General features: G+C 73.7%; 23 protein-coding genes. 12 read left to right on the forward strand and 11 right to left on the reverse strand.

The annotated features are described in order from the left end of the window. The first annotated feature begins 67 nt into the window (after positions 1 to 67). The gene (locus Ae331Ps2_RS18070; protein ID WP_198932143.1) at positions 68 to 1048 is read left to right on the forward strand and encodes a LacI family DNA-binding transcriptional regulator; all 981 of its coding nucleotides are present in this window, start codon (positions 68 to 70) and stop codon (positions 1046 to 1048) included. Between the two features lie 7 nt (positions 1049 to 1055). On the opposite strand, the gene Ae331Ps2_RS18075 is transcribed toward Ae331Ps2_RS18070, so the two are convergent. Next, positions 1056 to 2120, reverse strand: a complete 1065-nt coding sequence (locus tag Ae331Ps2_RS18075; protein ID WP_020622036.1) for an ATP-dependent DNA ligase — start codon at positions 2118 to 2120, stop codon at positions 1056 to 1058. A gap of 122 nt (positions 2121 to 2242) precedes the next feature. Between Ae331Ps2_RS18075 and mug the strand changes: the two genes are divergently transcribed. Further along, positions 2243 to 2836 (forward strand): G/U mismatch-specific DNA glycosylase, encoded by a 594-nt coding sequence (mug, locus tag Ae331Ps2_RS18080; RefSeq protein ID WP_075307583.1) that lies wholly within the window; start codon positions 2243 to 2245, stop codon positions 2834 to 2836. On the opposite strand, the gene Ae331Ps2_RS32100 is transcribed toward mug, so the two are convergent. Genes Ae331Ps2_RS32100 through Ae331Ps2_RS18090 form a run of 3 tightly spaced genes read right to left on the reverse strand, consistent with a single transcriptional unit; the run spans position 2833 to position 4310 of the window. Continuing rightward, the gene (locus Ae331Ps2_RS32100) at positions 2833 to 3009 is read right to left on the reverse strand and encodes a hypothetical protein (protein WP_158071462.1); all 177 of its coding nucleotides are present in this window, start codon (positions 3007 to 3009) and stop codon (positions 2833 to 2835) included. The two genes, mug and Ae331Ps2_RS32100, sit on opposite strands and share 4 nt — an antisense overlap. Positions 3010 to 3020: 11 nt before the next feature. Then, a complete protein-coding gene (ligD, locus tag Ae331Ps2_RS18085; RefSeq protein ID WP_075307581.1) occupies positions 3021 to 3998 on the reverse strand; it encodes a non-homologous end-joining DNA ligase in 978 nt (325 codons plus the stop codon). A 24-nt stretch (positions 3999 to 4022) separates the two neighbouring features. Then, positions 4023 to 4310 carry a DUF2631 domain-containing protein gene (locus tag Ae331Ps2_RS18090; RefSeq protein WP_020622032.1) on the reverse strand — a complete coding sequence of 96 codons (288 nt, stop codon included), beginning with the start codon at positions 4308 to 4310 and terminating at the stop codon, positions 4023 to 4025. A 73-nt stretch (positions 4311 to 4383) separates the two neighbouring features. Here Ae331Ps2_RS18090 and dxr point away from each other — a divergent pair, with 73 nt between their 5' ends. From dxr to map, 9 genes are all read left to right on the forward strand, one after another. Beyond that, positions 4384 to 5547 (forward strand): 1-deoxy-D-xylulose-5-phosphate reductoisomerase, encoded by a 1164-nt coding sequence (gene dxr, locus Ae331Ps2_RS18095; RefSeq protein ID WP_020622031.1) that lies wholly within the window; start codon positions 4384 to 4386, stop codon positions 5545 to 5547. Continuing rightward, positions 5544 to 6863 carry an RIP metalloprotease gene (locus Ae331Ps2_RS18100; protein ID WP_075307579.1) on the forward strand — a complete coding sequence of 440 codons (1320 nt, stop codon included), beginning with the start codon at positions 5544 to 5546 and terminating at the stop codon, positions 6861 to 6863. The genes dxr and Ae331Ps2_RS18100 overlap by 4 nt, the downstream gene beginning before the upstream one ends. Further along, a complete protein-coding gene (locus tag Ae331Ps2_RS18105) occupies positions 6860 to 7351 on the forward strand; it encodes a nucleotidase (protein ID WP_020622029.1) in 492 nt (163 codons plus the stop codon). The genes Ae331Ps2_RS18100 and Ae331Ps2_RS18105 overlap by 4 nt, the downstream gene beginning before the upstream one ends. Before the next feature lie 56 nt (positions 7352 to 7407). After that, positions 7408 to 8565: a flavodoxin-dependent (E)-4-hydroxy-3-methylbut-2-enyl-diphosphate synthase gene (gene ispG, locus Ae331Ps2_RS18110; RefSeq protein ID WP_043276332.1), complete on the forward strand. Its 1158-nt coding sequence runs from the start codon at positions 7408 to 7410 to the stop codon at positions 8563 to 8565. A 45-nt stretch (positions 8566 to 8610) separates the two neighbouring features. After that, on the forward strand, positions 8611 to 9444 hold the full coding sequence (locus tag Ae331Ps2_RS18115) for a GNAT family N-acetyltransferase (protein ID WP_043276319.1): 834 nt from the start codon (positions 8611 to 8613) through the stop codon (positions 9442 to 9444). A gap of 105 nt (positions 9445 to 9549) precedes the next feature. Continuing rightward, positions 9550 to 10260 (forward strand): CPBP family intramembrane glutamic endopeptidase, encoded by a 711-nt coding sequence (locus Ae331Ps2_RS18120; RefSeq protein WP_075307577.1) that lies wholly within the window; start codon positions 9550 to 9552, stop codon positions 10258 to 10260. Positions 10261 to 10429: 169 nt separating this feature from the next. Further along, positions 10430 to 12262, forward strand: a complete 1833-nt coding sequence (locus Ae331Ps2_RS18125) for a penicillin-binding transpeptidase domain-containing protein (protein WP_158071463.1) — start codon at positions 10430 to 10432, stop codon at positions 12260 to 12262. Positions 12263 to 12330: 68 nt separating this feature from the next. Next, entirely contained in the window at positions 12331 to 12714 is a 384-nt protein-coding gene (locus Ae331Ps2_RS18130; protein ID WP_233147468.1) for a DUF3054 domain-containing protein, read from the forward strand. A gap of 24 nt (positions 12715 to 12738) precedes the next feature. Further along, on the forward strand, positions 12739 to 13596 hold the full coding sequence (gene map / locus Ae331Ps2_RS18135; RefSeq protein ID WP_075307575.1) for a type I methionyl aminopeptidase: 858 nt from the start codon (positions 12739 to 12741) through the stop codon (positions 13594 to 13596). 37 nt (positions 13597 to 13633) lie between these two features. Here the strand turns inward: map and Ae331Ps2_RS18140 are convergent, their stop codons facing one another. The 7 genes from Ae331Ps2_RS18140 to Ae331Ps2_RS18170 are packed head-to-tail and all read right to left on the reverse strand — an operon-like array spanning position 13634 to position 20404. Beyond that, a complete protein-coding gene (locus Ae331Ps2_RS18140; protein WP_075307573.1) occupies positions 13634 to 14098 on the reverse strand; it encodes a peroxiredoxin in 465 nt (154 codons plus the stop codon). A 32-nt stretch (positions 14099 to 14130) separates the two neighbouring features. After that, on the reverse strand, positions 14131 to 14931 hold the full coding sequence (locus Ae331Ps2_RS18145) for a DUF1295 domain-containing protein (protein ID WP_075307571.1): 801 nt from the start codon (positions 14929 to 14931) through the stop codon (positions 14131 to 14133). Between the two features lie 4 nt (positions 14932 to 14935). Beyond that, complete coding sequence (locus Ae331Ps2_RS18150) at positions 14936 to 16300, reverse strand: cyclopropane-fatty-acyl-phospholipid synthase family protein (protein ID WP_020622020.1); 1365 nt, start codon at positions 16298 to 16300, stop codon at positions 14936 to 14938. Between the two features lie 21 nt (positions 16301 to 16321). After that, positions 16322 to 17629 carry a cyclopropane-fatty-acyl-phospholipid synthase family protein gene (locus Ae331Ps2_RS18155; protein ID WP_083695711.1) on the reverse strand — a complete coding sequence of 436 codons (1308 nt, stop codon included), beginning with the start codon at positions 17627 to 17629 and terminating at the stop codon, positions 16322 to 16324. Further along, on the reverse strand, positions 17626 to 18402 hold the full coding sequence (locus Ae331Ps2_RS18160; protein ID WP_075307569.1) for a DUF1365 domain-containing protein: 777 nt from the start codon (positions 18400 to 18402) through the stop codon (positions 17626 to 17628). Before Ae331Ps2_RS18160 ends, Ae331Ps2_RS18155 begins: the two co-directional genes overlap by 4 nt. Beyond that, on the reverse strand, positions 18399 to 19670 hold the full coding sequence (locus Ae331Ps2_RS18165) for an NAD(P)/FAD-dependent oxidoreductase (RefSeq protein ID WP_075307567.1): 1272 nt from the start codon (positions 19668 to 19670) through the stop codon (positions 18399 to 18401). Before Ae331Ps2_RS18165 ends, Ae331Ps2_RS18160 begins: the two co-directional genes overlap by 4 nt. A 5-nt stretch (positions 19671 to 19675) precedes the next feature. Beyond that, a complete protein-coding gene (locus tag Ae331Ps2_RS18170) occupies positions 19676 to 20404 on the reverse strand; it encodes an alpha/beta hydrolase (RefSeq protein WP_020622016.1) in 729 nt (242 codons plus the stop codon). 345 nt (positions 20405 to 20749) lie between these two features. Here Ae331Ps2_RS18170 and Ae331Ps2_RS18175 point away from each other — a divergent pair, with 345 nt between their 5' ends. Continuing rightward, a complete protein-coding gene (locus Ae331Ps2_RS18175; RefSeq protein WP_170917089.1) occupies positions 20750 to 21559 on the forward strand; it encodes a 1-acyl-sn-glycerol-3-phosphate acyltransferase in 810 nt (269 codons plus the stop codon).

Here is a 21559-nt window from a genome sequence, read left to right on the forward strand (position 1 = left end):
TGCGCAACCGGTTGCCTGTAGCCTGTCGCCAACCCGTGACCCGCGTCGGAGGTGTGTGATCGCGACCATGGCCGAGGTCGCCCGGCTCGCCGGGGTGTCCACCGCGACCGTGTCCCACGTCCTCAACGGCACCCGGCCGGTCCGGGAGGCCACCCGCGAGCAGGTGCTCGCCGCGATGGCGCAGGTGCAGTACACGCCCAACGCCGCGGCCCGCTCGCTCGCCACCTCCCGCACCCGCACGCTCGGGCTCGCCCTGTCGGCGATCTCCAACCCGTACCTGGGCGAGCTGCTGCACGCGGTCGAGGACGAGTCCGCCGCGGCCGGGCACACCCTGCTGCTCGCCGACCCGCACGACGACCCGGGCTACGAGGCGACGGCCGTCACGCAGCTCCGCAGCCGCGTCGACGGCGTGCTGTTCGCCCCCTCGGGCGACTCCACCGCGACCTTGGAGGCGCTCGCCGCGCAGGGCGTGCCGACGGTGCTGGTCGACCGGATGCTCGACGGCGTCCTGGACGAGGTCGGCTCGGAGAACGTGGAGCCCGTCGCGGGGCTGGTGACCCACCTCGCCGAGGCTGGGCACGGCCGGATCGGCTTCGTGATGGGTCTCCCCGGGCTGTCGACGACCGTCGAGCGGCTGGAGGGCTACCGGCTCGGGATGCGCCGGGCGGATCTCCCGCCAGGGCCGGTGGTGGAGGGACGCTCGGACAGCGAGCCCGCCCGTGCCGTCGTGCGCGAGCTGCTGGCCTCGCCCGACCGGCCCGCCGCGCTGGTCACGGGCAACAACGCGATGACCATCGGCGCTGTCCAGGCCGCCCACGACCTGGGGCTCACCATCCCCGGGGACCTGGCGCTGGCCGCCTTCGACGACTTCCCGTGGGCGGACGCGTTCAGCCCGCGCCTCACCGTCGTCGCGCAGCCGTTCGCCGACATCGGGCGCGAGGCGGTCCGGCTGCTGCTGCGCCGCATGGCCGAACCCGACGCCGAGCGGCGTTCGCTGCGGCTGCCGACGACCTTCGTGCACCGGGAGTCCTGCGGCTGCCGGCCGTGATCGCCGATCACCCGTGCCCGGCGAGGACCTCCGCGAGGTCGAAGGTCACCGGGCGCTCCAGCTGCTCGTAGGTGCACGAGGCGGGGTCGCGGTCCGGGCGCCACCGCACGAACTGGGTGGTGTGGCGGAACCGCTGGCCCTCCATGTAGTCGTAGCGGACCTCGACCACCCGCTCCGGGCGCAGCGGGACGAAGGAGAGGTCCTTGCCGGCGTTCCACCGGCTCGTCTCGGACTTGCGCGGGGTGCGCTCGCCCTCCAGCTGCTTCGCCCAGGCCCACGGGTGGTCGTCGAAGTCGGTGACCAGCGGCTGCAGCTCGGTCATGAGCTCGCGTCGGCGCGCCATCGGGAACGCCCCGACGACGCCGACCGACACCAGCACGCCGCGGGCGTCGTGCAGGCCCAGCAGCAGCGACCCGACGGCGTCCGGCCCGGACTTGTGCACCCGGTACCCGGCGACGACACAGTCCGCTGTCCGCTCGTGCTTGATCTTGGTCATGACGCGCTTGTCGGGCTGGTAGGTCCCGGCCGGGTCCTTGGCGATCAGGCCGTCGAGCCCGGCGCCCTCGAACTTCTCGAACCAGCGGCGCGCGGTCCCGGTGTCGTCGGTGATCGGGGTGAGGTGCACCGGCGGGGCGACGCCGGCGAACGCCTCCTCCAGCAGCGCGCGGCGCTCGGCGAACGGGCGTGCGGTGAGGTCGTCGTCGCCGAGGGCCAGCAGGTCGAAGGCGACGAACGACGCCGGCGTCTCGGTCGAGAGCAGCGTCACCCGGCTGACCGCGGGGTGGATCCGCTGCTGGAGCGCCTCGAAGTCCAGCGCGTTCCCCGAGGCGACGACGATCTCCCCGTCGACGACCGCGCGCGGCGGGAAGTGCTCCCGCACCGCCTCGACGACCTCGGGGAAGTAGCGGGTCATCGGCCGCTCGTTGCGGGAGCCGATCTCGACCTCGTCGCCGTCGCGGAAGACGATCGAGCGGAAGCCGTCCCACTTGGGTTCGTAGAGCCTGCCGTCGGGGATGGACGGGGCGGGCTTGGCCAGCATCGGCTTCACCGGGGGCATCACGGGCAGGTCCACGGCGGGGAGTCTCCTCTCGGGGCGCGGGCGCGGCATCCCGGCTCGCCCGTCCGTGGACAGACCGTTCGCGCGCCCGGAATCCATCGGTCCCGGGCGGCGGGCCCCGGTGCGGTCGTGGTCGGATGACCCTCGTGCCCCGCCTGCCCGACCGCGACGCCCTCGACCGCGCCCGGGACTCCACGATCGACGACGTCCTGCCCGGCCCGGACGACCCGCCGCTGCGGGTGCTGTTCTGCGGCATCAACCCGGGCCTGGTGTCGGCGGCGACCGGGCACCACTTCGCCCGCCCCGGCAACCGCTTCTGGCCGGTCCTGCACTCCTCCGGGTTCACCCCGCGCCTGCTGGCGCCCGCGGAGCAGGGCGAGCTCGCGGGGCTCGGTCTCGGCATCACGAACATGGCGCCCCGGGCCACCGCCCGCGCCGACGAGCTGACCGACGACGAGCTCGTCGCCGGTGGGGTACGGCTGCGGGCGCTGGTCGCGGCGCGGGAACCGGCGTGGCTGGCCGTCGTCGGGATCGGTGCCTACCGGACCGCGTTCGGGCGACGCGGCGCGGTGGTGGGGGAGCAGGCGGAGCGGCTGGGTGCGACCGGGATCTGGGTGCTGCCGAACCCGTCGGGGCTCAACGCGCACTGGTCGCGCGCGGCGATGGTCGCCGAGTTCGCGAGACTGCGGGCCCGCGCCCAGGAGCCCGGGCCGGGCCAGGTGTCCTGCTAGGACTCCGGGGTCGTCGCGCGCAGGAACAGCCCGAGCGCCAGCCCGACGACGAGGAAGAGCAGCAGCCACCACCACGTGCCCGACAGCACCCACACGGCGGACCCGACGGCGAGGCCGCCGCCGATCCCGTACCCGAGCCGGGTCAGTCTGTCCTTGCGGGGCCCGTCGTCCATGGGCGCCGAGCCTAGCGGGCGCCCGCGTCGAGATCGGGCAGATCGGGTGTCGCGGCGCCGTCGCGCTCGTCCCGGGCGGCCCACTCCAGCAGCGGCTCGATGCCGAACACGGCCTCGTCGATGCCGGCGTGCAGGTCGCCCAGCTCGGCGTAGCGCGCCGGGACGGTGGCGATCGTGAAGTCCCGGGGCTCGCAGTCGTCGATCTCGTCCCAGGTCACCGGGGTCGACACCCGCGCGTCGGGGGTGCCGCGCACGGAGTAGGCGCAGGCGATCGTGTGGTCGCGGGCGTTCTGGTTGTAGTCGACGAACACCGTCGACGGGTCGCGGTCCTTGCGCCACCACGACAGGTCGACGCGGTCGCAGCGACGCTCCACCTCGCGGGCGAAGGCGTGCGCGGCGCGGCGGACGTCGGCGAACCCGTGGTCGGGTGGGATGCGCACGTAGACGTGCAGCCCGGAGCCGCCGGAGGTCTTCGGGAAGCCGGTCGCGCCCAGTTCGTCGAGGACCTCGCGGACGACGCCGGCGACGCGGCGGACGTCGGCCCAGGACGCCTGCGGCATCGGGTCCAGGTCGATGCGCCACTCGTCGGGGGACTCGACGTCGGCCGCGCGGGAGTTCCAGGGGTGGAACTCGACGGTGGACATCTGCACCGCCCAGACGACGTCGGCCGGGTGGGTCACGCACAGCTCGTCGGCGGTGCGGTTGTACCGCGGGAAGGTCACGCGGACGGTGCGGACCCAGTCGGGGGCGCCGCGCGGCAACCGCTTCTGGTGCACCTTCTCCCCGGTGACACCGGTGGGGAAGCGGTGCAGCATGCACGGCCGGTCGCGCAGCGCGCGGACCACACCGTCGCCGACCGCCGTGTAGTACGCGGCCAGGTCCCGCTTGGTCTCGCCCCGCTCCGGGAAGTAGACGCGGTCGGGGGTGGACAGCCGCACGACCCGGTCGCCGATCGTCAGCTCGACCGGCTCACCCGCGTCGCGCGCCATCCGGCGTCGGCCCGGTGCCGCGCCTCAGAGACGACGGCGGCGCTGGTGGAGCGGGTACGCGATCGCGCCGATGAAGCAGACGACGGCGGGCACCGCGGAGAACAGGAACTCGGTCCAGCTCACCGGGTGGCCGATCGTGAACAGCAGCAGCACGACGCCGACCACGGCGGCCGCGATCGGCACGCCCCGGTGGAAGTTCTGGTGCCAGCCCCAGTCGACCGAGGGCTCGTCCGCCGGGTCGATCCCGGACGCGACGGCGATCTCGCGGGTCTTGCTCGTCGTTGCGCTGTGCGCGACTGCCTTGCTGGCCACCGTGTGTCCTCCTGGTCCGGCTCCGTGCGGGGTCATCGTCGCACAGCTCGCGGGGCGAGGATGATGTGCCGTGATGAAGTCACTCGTCGTGTTGGGCAGCACCGGGTCGATCGGTACCCAGGCCCTGGACGTGATCACCCGCGCCGGCGGGTTCACGGTGTCCGGGCTGGCCGCGGGCGGATCGGACGTGGACCTGCTGGTGGCCCAGGTCCGTGCGCACCGCGTCCGGCGGGTCGCGGTCGCGTCCGCCGCCGCGGCGGTGCGGCTGCGGGCGGAACTGCCGGGCGTCGAGGTGCTCGACGGCCCGGACGCCGCGACCGAGCTGGTCACGGCGTGCCGCGCCGACATCGTCCTGAACGGCATCACCGGCTCCCGCGGCCTCGGCCCGACCCTGGCCGCGCTCGCCACCGGCGCCCGGCTCGCGCTGGCGAACAAGGAGTCGCTGGTCGCAGGCGGTCCGCTGGTGTCGGCGGCGGCCGCACCGGGGCAGATCGTGCCGGTCGACTCCGAGCACTCCGCGCTCGCGCAGTGCCTGCGCGGCGGACGGGAGTCCGAGGTCGACCGGCTCGTCCTCACCGCGTCTGGCGGCCCGTTCCGCGGACGGACCCGCGCGGAGCTGGCGGGCGTCACGGTCGAGCAGGCCCTGAAGCATCCGACCTGGGACATGGGCCCGGTCATCACGATCAACTCGGCGACGCTGGTGAACAAGGGTCTCGAGGTGATCGAGGCGCACCTGCTGTTCGGGGTGCCCTACGACCGCATCGACGTCACCGTGCACCCGCAGTCGATCGTGCACTCGATGGTCACCTTCACCGACGGCTCGACGATCGCCCAGGCGTCGCCGCCGGACATGCGGCTGCCGATCGCGCTGGCGCTCGGCTGGCCGGAGCGCATCGCCGGCGCCTCGGCGCCGTGCCGCTGGGACACCGCGCAGAGCTGGACCTTCGAGCCCCTCGACGACGACGCGTTCCCCGGGGTGCGCCTGGCCCGCGCCGCCGGCACCGCGGGCGGCTGCCTGCCCGCAGTGCTCAACGCCGCCAACGAGGAGCTCGTCGAGGCGTTCGTCGCCGGGACGATCGGCTACACCGGGATCACCGACCTGCTCGGCGAGGTGCTGGAGGCGGCCGACGCCTGGACGGGTGACCCGGCTACCGTGGACGACGTGCTGGCTGCCGAGACCTGGGCCCGGGCCCACGCGCGCGAGAAGGCCCACGAGCGGGAGAAGACGCGGTCGTGACCATCGTGTGGACGGTCGTCGGGATCGCGATCTTCTTCTTCGGGCTGCTGCTGTCGATCGCCTGGCACGAGCTCGGGCACTTCGCGACGGCCCGCTGGTTCGGGATCAAGGTCCCGGAGTTCATGGTCGGGTTCGGCCGCACCGTCTGGTCGGTGCGCCGCGGCGAGACCGAGTACGGCATCAAGGCCATCCCGCTGGGCGGCTACGTGCGCATGATCGGGATGCTGCCGCCCGCGAAGGGCGGCACGCTGGGCCGCAACCGACGGACCGGCCCGTTCCAGGGGCTGATGGACGACGCGCGGCGCCAGAGTCAGGCCGACGTGCTGCCGCAGGACGCGGACCGGCAGTTCTGGACCCGGTCGCCGTGGAAGCGGATCATCGTCATGTTCGCCGGGCCGTTCATGAACCTGATCCTGGCGGTGGTGCTGTTCTCGCTTGTCCTGATGGGGATCGGCGTGCCTGCGGCCACCACCCAGATCGAGTCGCTCGAGAAGTGCGTGCTCCCGGCCGTCGCGGTCCAGAACGGCGTCCCGAAGGAGTGCCCGGCCGGAGCGCCGCTCGCGCCGGCGCTCGCGGCCGGGGTCCAGCCCGACGACCGCATCCTGTCCGTCCGCGGACAGGAGTTCGGCCCGGACGACGGGACCGCCCTGCAGGACGCGATCCGCGCGTCGTCGGGACCCACGCAGATCGTCGTCGAGCGGGCAGGCCGGCAGATCCCGCTGACCGTCGACGTCATCCCGAACGTCCTCCCGGCCCGGAACTCGGCCGACCCGTACGCCACGGTGACGGCGGGCTATCTCGGTGTCGCCCTCGACACGAAGTACATGCAGCTCGGCCCGGGCGACGTGGCCGCGCAGATCGGCAACGGCGTCGTCCGCACGGCGGAGGCGATCACCCAGATCCCGGCCCGCGTCCCGGCCCTGTTCGGAGCCGCGTTCCTCGGCGAGGAGCGGAGCCAGGACAGCCCGATGGGTGTCGTCGGCGTCTCGCGGATCGGCGGTGAGATCCTCGCCCAGCAGGACGTCCCGTGGCAGGCCGACGTCAGCCGATTCCTGATGATGCTCGCCGCGGTGAACCTGTCGCTGTTCCTGCTGAACCTGCTCCCCGTCCCGCCGCTGGACGGCGGCCAGATCGTCCCGGCGATCTGGGAGGCGATCAAGCGGAACACCGCGAAGCTGCTCGGACGCCCCGACCCCGGGCCGGTCGACGCGGCGAAGCTGCTCCCGGTCGCCTACGTGTTCGTGATCGTCTTCCTGGGGTTCTCGGTCATGGTCGCGATCGCCGACATCGTCAACCCGGTGCGGCTGTTCGGGTGAGCGCAGCACCCGAGGGCGCCCGTCCGCTGGCGGTCTTCGACATCGACGGCGTCCTCGCCGACGTCTCGCACCGGCTGCACTACCTCGACGTGCACCGGTGGGAGACGTTCTTCGCCGCCGCGCACGCCGACCCGCTGCTCGACGAGGGCGCCGAGCGGCTGCGCGCGGCCCAGGCCGAGTACGACGTCGTCTACCTGACCGGCCGCCCCGAGCGGAACCGCAGGTTGACCGAGACCTGGCTGGAGCGCGTCGGCCTGCCGACCGGGCCGCTGTTCATGCGCCCCGACGACGACCACCGCCCCGCCCGCTACGTCAAGCGCGAGGTCCTGCGGCTGCTCGCCCGCGAGCGGGAGATCGCGATGATCCTCGACGACGACCCCGCCGTCGTCCGGATGCTGGCCGACGACGGCTGGCCGGTCGAGCTGGCGACCTGGCTGCCCCACAGCTCGACGCTGCAGGATGCGCAGGAGAAGCACGGCCGCACGTGAGTGCCCCTCCTCACCGGGTACGGCGGACCGTGCCACACGGTGGGATAGTGGAGGTCGTGAGCGTCTCCCTGGGTATGCCGTCCGCGCCCGCGCCGACCCTGGCCCCGCGCCGGAGGACCCGGCAGCTCCAGGTCGGCCCGGTCGGTGTCGGATCCGACCACCCGATCTCCGTCCAGTCCATGACGACCACCCTGACCTCCGACGTCAACGCGACCCTCCAGCAGATCGCCGAGCTGACCGCGGCCGGCTGCGACATCGTGCGCGTCGCCTGCCCGTCGGCCGACGACGCGGAGGCCCTGCCCGCGATCGCGCAGAAGTCGCAGATCCCGGTGATCGCCGACATCCACTTCCAGCCCAAGTACGTGTTCGCCGCTATCGAGGCCGGCTGCGCCGCGGTGCGGGTGAACCCGGGCAACATCCGCAAGTTCGACGACCAGGTCAAGGAGATCGCCCACGCCGCGAAGGACCACGGCACGCCGATCCGGATCGGGGTCAACGCGGGCTCGCTCGACAAGCGACTGCTGGAGAAGTACGGCAAGGCGACGCCCGAGGCGCTCGCCGAGTCGGCCTTGTGGGAGGCGGGCCTGTTCGCCGAGCACGACTTCCACGACATCAAGATCTCGGTCAAGCACAACGACCCGGTCGTGATGGTGCGGGCCTACGAGCTGCTCGCCGAGCAGTGCGACTACCCGCTGCACCTCGGCGTCACCGAGGCCGGGCCCGCGTTCCAGGGCACGATCAAGTCGGCCGTCGCGTTCGGGGCGCTGCTGCGCCAGGGCATCGGCGACACCATCCGGGTGTCGCTGTCCGCGCCGCCGGTCGAGGAGATCAAGGTCGGCCAGCAGATCCTGGAGTCGCTGAACCTGCGCCCGCGCAAGCTGGAGATCGTGTCCTGCCCGTCCTGCGGGCGGGCCCAGGTCGACGTCTACACCCTCGCCGACGAGGTCACCGCCGGACTGACCGGCATGGAGGTCCCGCTGCGCGTGGCCGTCATGGGCTGCGTCGTCAACGGCCCGGGTGAGGCCCGCGAGGCCGACCTCGGCGTCGCCTCCGGCAACGGCAAGGGGCAGATCTTCGTCAAGGGCGAGGTCATCAAGACCGTCCCCGAGCACAAGATCGTGGAGACGCTGATCGAGGAGGCCATGCGGCTCGCCGAGGAGATGGGCGAGAGCGCGGAGGGCGTGACGGGTGAACCCCAGGTGACCGTCGGCTGAGCGAGTACCGGTACCGGACGGGCCTCGACGTGGCATCATGAACCCGTGCTGAGGGTGGCCGGGGCACGGCTTCTCGACGATCGTCACCGCTCCGGGGTGCACGACGTGCTCGACGCCGACCCCGTCGCCGCGTGCATGGTCGCCTCCCGCATCGAGGCGGTCGGCCTCGACCCGTGGCGGCTGGGCGGTGAGCTGTGGTCCCACGGGGCCCCGGCGGACGGTCTGTGCTTCTCCGGGGCGAACCTGGTGCCGCTGCGCGGTGACCGGGCGGCGCTGCGTGCCTTCGCCGACCGCGCGCGCCGGGCCGGGCGGCTGTGCTCGTCGCTGGTGGGGCGGGCCGAGCTCGTCCTGCCGCTGTGGGAGGAGCTCGCACCGGGCTGGGGCCCGGCCCGCGAGATCCGGCCCGACCAGCCCCTGATGACGCTCGAACGGCCGCCGATGGTCGCGCCCGACAGCCGGGTGCGTCCGGTCCGCATCTCCGAGCTGGACCGGTACCTGCCGGCCGCCATCGCGATGTTCACCGAGGAGGTCGGCGTCGACCCCCGCGAGGGCGACGGCGGGGCGGGCTACCGGGCCCGGGTCGCCGAGCTGATCACCTCCGGGCGGGCGTTCGCCCGGTTCCACGACGGCGAGGTCGTGTTCAAGGCCGAGATCGGTGCCCTGTCGCGCACCGTCGGCCAGATCCAGGGGGTCTGGGTGAACCCGGCCTGGCGGGGACACGGGCTCGGCACGGCCGGGACGTCGGCGGTCGCGGTCGCGCTCGCCGGAATGGGCCGGCGCGCCAGCCTGTACGTCAACGCCTTCAACGCCCCGGCCAGGGCCGCGTACCAGCGGGTCGGGTTCGTGCAGGTCGCGCGGTTCGCGACCGTCCTGTTCTAGACCCGGTCGGGTACCCCGACTTGACCGTGCCGTAGCGGCACGGTGTCGACTCGGTGCCTGCCGCGGGCATCCGCCCCGGCGCCACCGCACCGGGGAGGCCCCGTCGTGTCCCGTTCCCGCTCCGCAGCACCCGTCACAGCGGGGAGCCCGTCGAGTCCCGGGTGGGGGGAGATCGTCGTCGGGCTGGTCGTGCTGGCCGCGGTGGCCTACGGAGGTGGGCCGCTGGTGCTGCGGACCCTCGACCTCGGGCCGCTCGCGGGAGGCCTGTTCCTCGCGGCCCTGTCGGGGATCGCGGGCATCGCCGGTTTCGCCGCGGCCGTCGCCGTCCGGCGTCGCCCGCTGCCCGAGTTCGGCGTGCGGGCGACGACCGTGCGCTGGCTGGTGATCGGCGCGGCCGGGGCGATCCTGGCGTTCGTCGTCAGCAGGCTGCTGGCGATCGGGATGGTCCTGGTCGGGATCGAGCCGGAGAACATCCAGGGCGCCTACGCCGACGCGGGCAGTGGCGGGGCGTGGTCGGTGGCGTTGTCGCTGCTGTTCCTCGCGGTGCTGACCCCGCTGGGGGAGGAACTGCTGTTCCGCGGGGTGGTCACCTCGGGGCTGCTGCGCTACGGGGCGGTCGTCGGTGTGGTGGGCAGCGCCCTGGTGTTCGCGCTGGCGCACGGGCTGAACGCGGTGTTCGTGACCGCGCTCGTCGTCGGTCTGGTCGCGGGGGAGCTGCGACGGCGCAGCGGCTCGGTGTGGCCCGGGGTGGTCACGCACGTGGTGCACAACACGATCGCCCAGGTCGTGGCGTTGGCGTTCGCCGGGGTGCTGTGAACGACGGATCCGTACCAGGCCCCTGACGGCGCCGATGCGTGCACGACGAGGACATCTCTCTCCGGGAGCGGGGCTCCCACCGGGTGGGGTGCTCGCCGAGCTCGCCTCCGCGAACGGGCCGGCGCCCGGACACCCGGGCCTCACACCGGGGGCGGCATACTCGGTGATCGTGATCGCCACCCTGCGGAAGCGCCCCCTGGTCCTGGCCGCCGCGATCGTCGTGCTCGTCGCGGTGGGTGTCGTGGTGGCGCTGCTGCGCCCCTGGGGTGGCGCCGGGACGACCGCCGAGCGGTACGTGACCGCGTGGGCCGCCGGTGACGCGCCGGGTGCCGCCGTCTACACCACGGACGCGGAGACGGCGGGCGCCTACCTGCAGAAGGCCCGCGACGACCTCGCGCCGACCGGGATGACCGCGCGGATCACCGGCACCCGCACCGACGGCGACCGCGCCACGTCGACCGTCGAGGTCGCCTGGGACCTGGGGCAGGGCCGGGCCTGGAACTACACGCTCGACCTGCCGCTCGTCGCCGCCGACGACACCCCCGGCAACGACACCGGATGGGCGGTCGACTGGTCGCCCGCCGCGTTCGCGCCGGGCCTCACCGACGGCCAGCGGCCGGTGACCCGCACCGTCACCGCGGCGCCCGCGCCCGTGCTCGACGCCGGTGGGGCCACCCTGCTCGCGCCCACCCCGGTCGTCACCGTCACCCTGGACAAGGCGCAGGTCGAGCAGGCCGCGAGCGGTCTCGGCTCCGCGCTGGGGTCGATCGACCCCGCCATCACCGCGTCGAGCATCAGGGCGGGCGCGAACGCCGTGCCGGACGGGCAGGCCTACACCGTCGTCGTGCTGCGGGAGCCCGACTACCAGCGGGTCCGGGACCGCATCTACGACCTGCCCGGCGTCCGTTTCGTGTCCTCGACCCGGCTGCTGCCGCCCGACCAGGGCTTCGCGGGCCAGCTGATGCAGGGCGCCCGCGCGGACATCGAGAAGGCCGCGGGCGGCACCCCCGGCTGGTCGGTCGACGTCGTCGGCCCGCGCGGCGAGACCGTCCGCTCGGTCGCCGGGCAGCCCGCCGGGCCCGGGAGGCCGGTCACCCTGGAGCTGGACCGCACCGTGCAGAACGCGGCGCAGGACGCCGTCGACGCCGACTCCCGGCAGGCGATGATCGTCGCGATCCGGCCGTCCACCGGGGCGGTGCTCGCCGTCGCGCAGAACGCCGCCGCCGACCGTGACGGCGCACTGGCCCTGACCGGCCGCTACCCGCCCGGCTCCACGTTCAAGATCGTCACCGCGTACGGGGCGATGCCGGCGGAGAACCTCACCCCGCAGTCCCCGGTCGAGTGCCCGGGCACCACCGTGATCGACGGGCGCACCATCCCCAACGAGAACTCCTTCGTCCTCGGCACCGTGCCGCTGACCGAGGCGTTCGCCCAGTCCTGCAACACCACGTTCTCCCGGCTGGCGCTCGGGCTGCCCGCCGACGGGCTGCCGACCGCGGGGAAGGCGCTCGGCTTCGGCGCGGACTGGAAGATCCCCGGGATGACGACGATCACCGGCACCGTCTCGCCCGCCACCGACGACCTGCAGCGGGCCAGCGACGGCTTCGGCCAGGGCGACGTGCTCGCCTCCCCGTTCGGCATGGCGATGGTGTCGGCGACGGTCGCGCACGGTGCGCCCGTCACCCCGTCGCTGATCCGCGGCACGACGACCGAGGCCGCCGTCGCGCCGGGCACCCCGGACCGCGCGGTGCTCGACCAGCTGCGGCCGATGATGCGCGCCGTCGTCACCTCCGGGACGGCGCGGGCCGCCGCCGGGCAGGGCGAGGTCTTCGGCAAGACCGGCACCGCCGAGTACGCGGGCCCCGACGGCAGCAACCGGTCGCACGGCTGGTTCACCGGCTACCGCGGTGACCTGGCCTTCGCCACCCTCATCGTCGACGGCGGGTCCTCGGGGCCCGCGGTGCAGATGACGGCGCGGTTCCTGTCGGGCCTCCCGCGCTGAGCGACCCGGGAGGGACCGGCCGGGCGGCGGCGGGCCGGCGCCGCGTGGGGCGTCCTACCCTGGTCGTCGTGCACCCCAGCCGGATCCCCGCCCTGGCGTTCGTGGCCGACCTCGTCGCCGTCGTGGTGTTCGCCGCCGTCGGGAGGATGAGCCACGCCGAGGCCGACAGCGTGCTCGGCCTGCTCGGCACCGCGCTGCCGTTCGCGCTGGGTGCCGCGGCGGCCTGGGCGACGCCGTGGGTGCGGTCGGCGCCGGCGTCGCTGCGTGCCGGGACGGTCGTGCTCGTCGGGGCCGTGGTCGTCGGGCTCCTGCTCCGCCTGGGGTTCCTGGGGCGGCTGCCGCTGTCGTTCGCCGTCGTCGCGACGATCTCGCTCGCGGTGCTGCTGCTGGGCTGGCGGGGGATCTCCGCGGCCGTCGCGCGGCTGGGGGCCCCGCGCACCCCGACCCGCTGACCGAGCCGGACGTACGATGGGGTCATGTCGACCCGCACGCTGCTCGTCCCCGGTACACCGACCCCGAGTCGCGAGGTGCCGGCGCACATCCCGCGTCCGGAGTACGTCGGCAAGCCGGCCCCGGCGCGCAGCCGTCGCGGCGACGTCCAGACGCCCGAGACGATCGAGCTGATGCGGCACGCCGGGAAGATCGCGGCCCGGGCGCTGCAGCTCGCCGGTGAGACCGTCCGCCCGGGCATCACCACCGACGAGATCGACCGCGTGGTCCACGAGTTCCTTGTCGACCACGACGCGTACCCCTCGACGCTGGGCTACCGCGGCTTCCCCAAGTCCTGCTGCACCAGCCTCAACGAGGTCATCTGCCACGGCATCCCGGACACGACCGTGATCAACGACGGCGACGTGGTCAACGTCGACGTCACGGCGTTCGTCGGCGGGGTGCACGGCGACACCAACGCGACCTTCCTCGCCGGTGACGTGTCGGAGGAGGCACGGCTGCTCGTCGAGCGCACCCGCGAGGCCACGATGCGCGCCATCAAGGCCGTCCGTCCCGGGCGCGAGCTGAACGTCGTCGGCCGGGTCATCGAGTCCTACGCCAGGCGCTTCGGCTACGGCGTCGTCCGCGACTTCACCGGCCACGGCATCGCCCACGAGTTCCACTCCGGGCTGGTCGTGCTGCACTACGACCAGCCCGACGTGCACACCGTCCTCGAGCCCGGGATGACCTTCACCATCGAGCCGATGATCACCCTTGGCGGGATCGACTACGACACCTGGGACGACGACTGGACCGTCGTCACCAAGGACAAGTCGTGGGTCGCGCAGTTCGAGCACACCATCGTCGTGACCGACGACGGCGCGGAGATCCTGACCCTGCCCTGAGCCCGTCGCCCCGGCCTGCGCGGCCGGGGCGCCCGGGTCAGGCCGCGGTGCGCTCGCGCAGCAGGGCCAGCGCCTCGTCGGCGTGCTTGTTCATGTCGGTCTCGGAGCCGATCTCGGCGAGGATCCGGCGGTCCGGCCCGATCACGAACGTCTTGCGGCGGGTGTGGAAGTTCCCCGGGAGCCAGGCCCGGTAGGCGCCGAAGGACTTCGCGACGGTGTGGTCGGCGTCGGACAGGAGCGGGAAGCCGAAGCCGTTCGCGGCCGCGAACATGTTCTGCTTGTCCGGCCGGTCCGAGGAGATCCCGACCGGCTGCGCGCCGACCTCGGCAAACTCGGCCGCGAGGTCGCGGAAGTGGCAGGCCTCGGCGGTACAGCCACCGGTCATCGCGGCCGGGTAGAAGAACAGGACGACGGGCCCGGCGGCCAGCAGGTCGGACAGCCTGCGCGGTGTGCCGGCCTCGTCGGGCAGCTCGAAGTCGGTGGCGGTGTCGCCGACGGCCATGGTGTCTCCTCGGGTCGGGGGTGCGGGGTGGGTCAGGAACGTGGGGGCAGCGGGAGGAACCCGCTGGTGCGGCGGACGTAGTCGGCGTAGCCGGGGCGCCGGCCGGCGATGTCGCGTTCCAGCAGCGCCGCGCCGGTGCCCTTCACCAGGTTCGCGGTGATCACGGCGACCCCGACCAGGCCGATCAGACCTGCCGGGTGGTGCAGCGCGAGGATGCCCAGACCCCACCAGACGCAGGCGTCGCCGAAGTAGTTGGGGTGGCGGGTGTACCGCCACAGCCCGCGGTCCATCACCTCGCCGCGGTTCGCGGGATCGGCGGTGAACCGGGCCAGCTGGGCGTCGCCGACGGACTCGAAGGCGAACCCGACCGCCCAGACGAGCACACCGAGCACGGTGACGGCGACCAGCCATCCCGTCGCCGCGCTGCCGTACTGGGCGAGCTGCACGGGCAGCGACACGACCCACATCACCGCACCCTGGGTGAGGTAGACGCGACGGCCGATCGCACCGCGCTCGCGCAGCTCCACGTACCGCCGGTCCTCCGGCTTCCCGTGGTTGCGCCGCGCGATGTGCCGGGCCAGCCGCCCGCCCCACACCGCGACGAGCACGACGACCAGGGCGCGCCGCCAGCCGTCGCCCGTCGGGTCGAGGGCCGTCGCGGTCACCGCGGTGACCAGCGCGACCCACACGAACCCGAGGCCCCAGACGACGTCGACGCCGTCGTGCCTGCCGCGCCGTACCCCGATCGCGTAGGCGAGGGCCATGAGCACGGCCACGGCGACGGCGGTGACGCCGAGGTTGACGGCCCACGCGGCCCAGGGGAACGGGTTCACGAGATCATGCTGTCGCGGCCGGCGACGGCGCGCCCGCCGGGGCGTGCCCGACGGCCGGGTCGAGCCCCAGGATCCCGGTGCGGCTGCGCGGCAGACCGGAGGTGCCGTCGGCGCCGGGGCGCACGGTCAGGATCTGGTGCACACCCATCCGGTTCTCCTCGAACGCCAGCGCCGCGCCGGCCAGGTACAGCAGCCAGATCCGCCACTGCTCCGCACCGATCATCCGGATCGCGATCTCGCGGTGGGCCTGCAGCGTCTCCAGCCACGGCCGGACCGTCCACACGTAGTGCTCGCGCAGCGAGTGCACGTCCACCACCTCGTGCCCGGCCTGCTCCAGGAACCCGAGGGTCTCGCCGAGCGGGCGCATGTACATGTCCGGCGCGACGTAGGCCTCCATGAACGCGCCGCCGCCGGGTGCGGTGTTCGCCCCGACCGAGCCGCGCGACATCTGCTGCAGCAGCAGGCGTCCGTGCGGGCGCAGCATGCGGTGCAGCTGCGCGGCGTAGACGCCGTAGTTCTCCTGGCCGACGTGCTCGCCCATCTCGATCGAGGCGACCGCGTCGAAGGGCTGGTCGGAGATCTCGCGGTAGTCCTGCAGCCTGATCTCCACCCGCTCGGACAGTCCAGCCCGGCGGACGCGCTCGACGCCGTAGTCGCGCTGCTGCGCCGACAGGGTCACCCCGGTGGCGTGCACGCCGTAGTGCTCCGCGGCGTGCACGAGCAGCGACGCCCAGCCGCAGCCGACGTCGAGCAGCCGCATCCCCGGCGCCAGGCCGAGCTTGCGGCAGATCAGGTCCAGCTTGTCGCGCTGGGCGTCGACGAGGGTGTAGTCGGGTCCCTCGTCGCGGGTCCAGTAGCCGCACGAGTACGCCATCTGCGGGTCGAGCAGGAAGGCGTAGAACTCGTTCGACAGGTCGTAGTGGTGGCTGATCGCGTCGCGGTCGCGGCGGCGGCTGTGCCGCCGCCCGCCCAGACGGGCCTCCGACGACGGCGGCCGCGGCGGCGGGCCGACGGCGCCGAGCCGGGCCGCGGTGCCCAGTGCCCCCAGCTTCTGACGCAGGTCGAGCCGCACGGCACCGGTGCCCGGCCGGGCGAGCGCCCAGAACCGGGACAGGCCGTCGGCGATGTCGCCGTCGAAGGACAGGTCGCCGGAGACGAACGCCCTGGCCAGGCCGAGCTCGCCCGGCGCCCACAGCAGCCGGCGCAGGGCCCGGCGCCGGTGGACGATCACCGTCGGCGGGGTCGGGTCGTCGGGCGTGCCGGTCCGCCCGGCCTCGCTGCCGTCCCAGGCACGCAGCCGCACCGGGAGCGGGGCGCGCAGGACGTCCTCCAGGAGCGAGGCGAGGCGCTCCGCGGGGGTGGTGGTCATGGGGCCTCGATTCAGCTCGATTCAGAAGGACGGGCGGCGCTGCAGCGAGAACTGGAAGACGTCGAGGTAGCCGACGCGGAAGCCCGCCTCGCAGTAGCCGAGGTAGAACTCCCACATCCGGCGGAACGTCTCGTCGAAGCCGAGCGCCTCGACCTCGTCCCACCGCTCGAGGAAGCGCGTGCGCCAGTGGCCCAGGGTGCGGGCGTAGTCGAAGCCGAGGCTGCGCCGCTCGGCGACGTGCAGGCCGCCGGTGTGGTCGGCGAGGTTCTGCTCGATCGCCTCGACCGACGGGATGATCCCGCCCGGGAAGACGTACTTGTGGATCCAGGTGTAGTCGTCGCGGGCGACCATCATCCGGTCGTGCGGCATGGTGATCGACTGCAGGCCGACCCGCCCGCCCGGCTTGAGCAGCCGGTCCAGCGCGGCGAAGTACGTCGGCCAGTACTCGACGCCGACGGCCTCGATCATCTCGACCGACACGACGGCGTCGTAGGAGCCCTGGGCCTCGCGGTAGTCGCGCAGCAGCACCTGCACCCGGTCGGCCACGCCCGCCTCGGCGAGCCGCGCCTCGGCGAGGGTCTTCTGCTCCTGCGAGATCGTCAGTGTGGTGACCCGGGCGCCGCGCTGCGCGGCCCGCGTCGCGAGCCCGCCCCAGCCCGTTCCGATCTCCAGCACGTGCATCCCGGCCCCGACGCCCGCCATGTCCAGGATGCCGTCGATCTTGCGTTCCTGGGCCAGGACGAGGTCGTCGGAGCCGTCGGCGAACCAGCCCGCGGAGTAGGACATGGTGTCGTCGAGGAACAGCGAGAACAGCTCGTTGGACAGGTCGTAGTGGCGGTGGATGTTCTCCCGCGACCCCTCCACCGAGTTGACCTCGGCGGTGGGCCGGCGGGCCTCGGCGAACCGGCGGCCCAGCCGCTGGAGCGCCGGTGGGATCAGCGTCGACAGCCGGGACGCGAACGGGGTCAGCAGACCGGGCAGGTCGCTGGTCGTCCAGTCACCCACCATGTAGGACTCGCCGAACCCGATCTTCGAGTCGGCGCCGAGCCGGTGGAAGAGCGCCGACGGCCGCTCGATCCGCATCACCGGGGAGTCCGGGCCGCCCGACCCGATGCGCTCCCCACCGGGGAACACCACCCGGACCGGCAGCGACCGGACGGCGTTGCGGAACAGCGACTCCGCGATCCTGGCCTTGACCGGGGCCACGGGCGGCGTCGCCAGCCCGGGCCACACTCCCTCGTTGGGGCGGGGGACGGCGTGGGTGCGGGGCCGGACGCCGCGCGCCCCGCCGGTCACCGGCACGGCGATCCCGTCGTGCTGCATCGTCATCGCGAGAGCCCTTCCTGAGGCAGATCCTGTACGGGGTGTTCGTCGGGCAGGCCCGCGCGGTTCTGTGGTGGACGGGCCGGTTTCGGCACGACCGGGAGCCGGGTCCACAGCGCGATGCCGTGCCGCCGGATCAGCGCCGCGGTCCGCTGGGTGACCAGCGGGCGCCGCAGCACCGTGCGCGCCACCTGCCGGGTGGTCGCGGGCCTGCGGGTCCCGGCCAGGGTGGCGACGAACGCGGGCGCGCCGTCCTGGTGCAGCGTGATCGCGATGCCGAGCCGGTCGCCGGGTTCGGGCAGGCGCATCGCGTAGTGGCCGTCGACGGTGAGGAACGGCGAGACGTAGAACTCCTTGTCCACGCTCGCCCGCCCCGACGGGTCGGGGTGCAGCAGGTAGCAGTGCCGTTCGCCGTAGGTGTTGTGCACCTCCGCGATCACGCAGGCGAGCGTGCCGTCGGCGCGGTGGCACCAGAACACCGAGATCGGATTGAACACGTAGCCGAGCACCCGGGCGTGGGCGAGCATCAGGACCCGGCCCCCGGCCAGGTCGATGCCGTGCGCGGCCAGGTAGGTGTCGACGTTCTCCCGGATCCCGCGACCGGGGTCGCCGAGGTGGTCGCGGGACTCGAAGCGGGCGAACGGGCGCAGCCAGAACGGCAGCCGCGGCAGCGCGTCGAGGTCGACGAGCCAGTAGTAGATCGGGTGCGAGAACGACGACTCCAGGTCGCGCCGGCGGGCGTGCCGCACCTCGGCGTCGTACAGCGCCGGGGTGCTCACCAGCTCACCCCGAGCGCGCGGGCGGCGCGTACCCCCGAGGCACAGCCGTCCTCGTGGAAGCCCCAGCCGTGGTAGGCGCCGGCGAAGGCGGTGACCGGGGTGTTCAGCTCCGGTAGGCGGCGCTGCGCGGCCACCGAGCCCGGCGTGTACACGGGGTGCTCGTAGGTCATCCGTGCGACGACGGCGTCCGGCGCGATCCGCCCGGCGCCGTTCAGCGTGACCACCCAGTCGTCGGGGTCGGTGAGGCGCATCAGCCGGTTCATGTCGTAGCTGACCAGCACCGGAGCCTGGGCGGAGTCGGCGCAGGCCGGCTTGAGGTAGTTCCACGACGCCCGGGCGCCGCCGCGGCGCGGCAGCAGCGAGGTGTCGTGGTGCAGCCAGGTCTCGTTGCGGGAGTAGGTGAACGCCCCCAGCACGGCCCGCTCGTCGGCGGTGGCGTCGTCGCCCAGGACCGCCAGCGCCTGGTCGGGGTGGGTGGCGAGCACGACGTGGTCGACCGCGGCGACGGTGTCGGAGTCGTCGCGGACCTCGACGCCCGCGGCCGAGCGCACGACCGAGCGGACCGGTGTCGCGGTGCGCACGGCCGGGAGCTGCTTGACGACGCGCTCGACGTAGGAGCGGGACCCGCCGGTGACCGTCCGCCACTGCGGCGAGCCGCCGATCCCGAGCATGCCGTGGTGGTCGAGGAAGGTGAACAGGTAGCGCGCCGGGTAGTCCAGCGACAGCGCCGCGCCCGCCGACCACACGCAGGACACCACCGGGATCATGAAGTGCTGGACGAAGTAGCGGGAGTAGCCACCGATCGCGAGGAACGCCCCGAGCGTCACGTCGCCGGCGGAGGACTCGGCCAGGACCCGGCGGGCGTGGCGGTGGAACCGGACGACCTCACCGAGCATCCGCAGGTAGGCCGGCCGGGCCAGGTTCGACGCCTGGGGGAACAGGCCACCCAGCTTGCGGGCACCGGCGTACTCCAGCCCGCAGCCGTCGCAGCGCACCGACATGGACATGTCGGAGTCCTGGGTGGCCACGCCCAGCTCGCCGAACAGCCGCAGCAGGTTCGGGTAGGTGCGGTCGTTGTGGACGATGAAACCCGAGTCCACGTGGGTCGTCCCCCCGTCCGACGAGGCCAGCTCGTGGGTGTGGGCGTGCCCGCCGGGGCGGTCGTCGGCCTCGTACAGCGTCACGTCGTGGCTGCGGGACAGCAGGTGGGCGGCCGTCAGACCGGACACCCCGCTGCCCACCACGGCAACGGTCGGACGCGCCTGCACTGCACTCACCTGTGGACTCCTTCGAGCGCGACCCGCAGCCCGGCCGGGGCGGGTTCCGCCATGGCGTTCGAGATGACCGGGTCCCGGGGTTCGGCCCCGAGCTCGCCGAGTGCGAAACGTCGCACCAGGGAGGTCCAGTCACCGGCGCGGCGGAGCATGGGGTGGCCGTCGCCGAGGACGTCGAAGCGGGCGACCCGGTCGGTCACCGACCGGGCGTGCAGGGCGTAGGCGTAGGACGCGGCGGGGTCGGTCATCCGGTCCCGGTCCCCGTGCGCGATCAGCACCGCGCGCCCGGCGAGCTGCTCGACCGGGTCGGATCCCTCCAGCCAGGGGGCGAGCCCGCACACCGCGACGACACCGGGCGCGCCCGCCGCCCGCAGCACCGCACGGCCACCCATCGAGTGCCCGACGAGCACGATCGGACGCCCCGGGTAGCGGCGGGCGAGCTCGTGGACGGCCCACTCGGCGTCGCGGTAGGCGTCCATGGCCGGGCCGTTCCAGCCCCGCACCCGGTAGCGCAGCAGGTGCACCGCGACGCCCGAGCCCAGCTCGGTCCGGTGGCCGCGCCCGCCGCGCTCCAGGGAGTGCGCGAACGGCAGCATGCGCAGCAGCGCCAGCCCGCGCCGGGCGGGGGCGGTGGAGTGCGACTTCCCACCGTGGGCGACGAGCACCACACCGGCGGGGTCGGGGTGGCGGTCGCCGGCGTTCTCCAGCCACGGACTCGGATCGGGCACGGGGCGCCTCGCAGGGGACGGGGTGCACGGGGCACCGGGACGGTCTCGGCGCGTGTTCGTCCGGCGGCCCGGTGGTGGCCGGTCGGTGGGACCGTCCTCACATCGGGTCGGCCCGGACACGGCCCGCGGCCGGTGCGTACCCGTCGACCCTAGATCGGGCCCCGGTACCTTGCTCGTCGAGACATCTCGGCGCGCGGGCCGCTCGAACGAGTGAGGTGCACATCACCTCCGGTGGTCACGGCGTGGGTGGGTAGGACCACGGACGCACCCGGCCGCGGGAGGCGCGAAGATGTGCGTGCGCCCGGGAGCCGGGCGCCGCGGACGGGCGGGGAGAGGACGACGACGATGGGCGTGCCACCGGAGCTGACGGTGTGGCAGAAGGTCGTGGCGACGGTGCGACGCCGGCGTCGCGGGTCGGGTTTCTGGTTCGGCCTCGCGATCGCGGTGATCTGGCCGTTCGTCGTCTTCGGGACCCGGCTGGGCTGGCGCGGTGCGGAGCACCTGCCGCGCACCGGCGGCGCCCTGCTGGTCGGCAACCACGTCTCGTTCTCCGACCCGATCTTCGACATCGCCTTCGGCACCGCGCACGGCCGGATCCCGCGGTTCCTGGCCAAGGGCGAGCTGTGGTCGGTGCCGGTGGTCAAGTGGGTGCTCGGCCACGGCGGGCACATTCCGGTGTACCGGTCGTCGAAGCGGGCGTCGGAGTCGTTCACCGGCTCGATCGACGCCCTGGAGCGCGGGGAGATCGTCGCGATCTACCCGGAGGGCACCTACACCCGTGACCCCGAGCACTGGCCGATGAAGCCGAAGAACGGCGTCGCCCGGATCGCGCTGCGCTCCGGCGTCCCGGTGATCCCGATGGCGAACTGGGGCACCCAGGACTTCCTGCCCGCCGACGGGAAGCCGGCGCCGTTCCCGCGCAAGCGCGTCACGGTCGCGCTCGGCCCGCCGGTGGACCTCTCGGAGTTCGTCGGGAAGCCGCTGACGAAGACCACCCTCGACGCGGCCACCGCGAAGATCATGGACGCGGTGACCGGGCTGCTGGAGGAGCTGCGCGGGGAGACCCGCCCGGCGACGCCCTACGACCCGCAGGCTCGGCCGCGTCCGGAATCACCGGGCGAGCCGGCGGACCCGGCGCAGCGGGCGGCGTCCTGA

This window comes from Pseudonocardia sp. Ae331_Ps2, from assembly GCF_001932405.1.
Taxonomy (GTDB): domain Bacteria; phylum Actinomycetota; class Actinomycetes; order Mycobacteriales; family Pseudonocardiaceae; genus Pseudonocardia.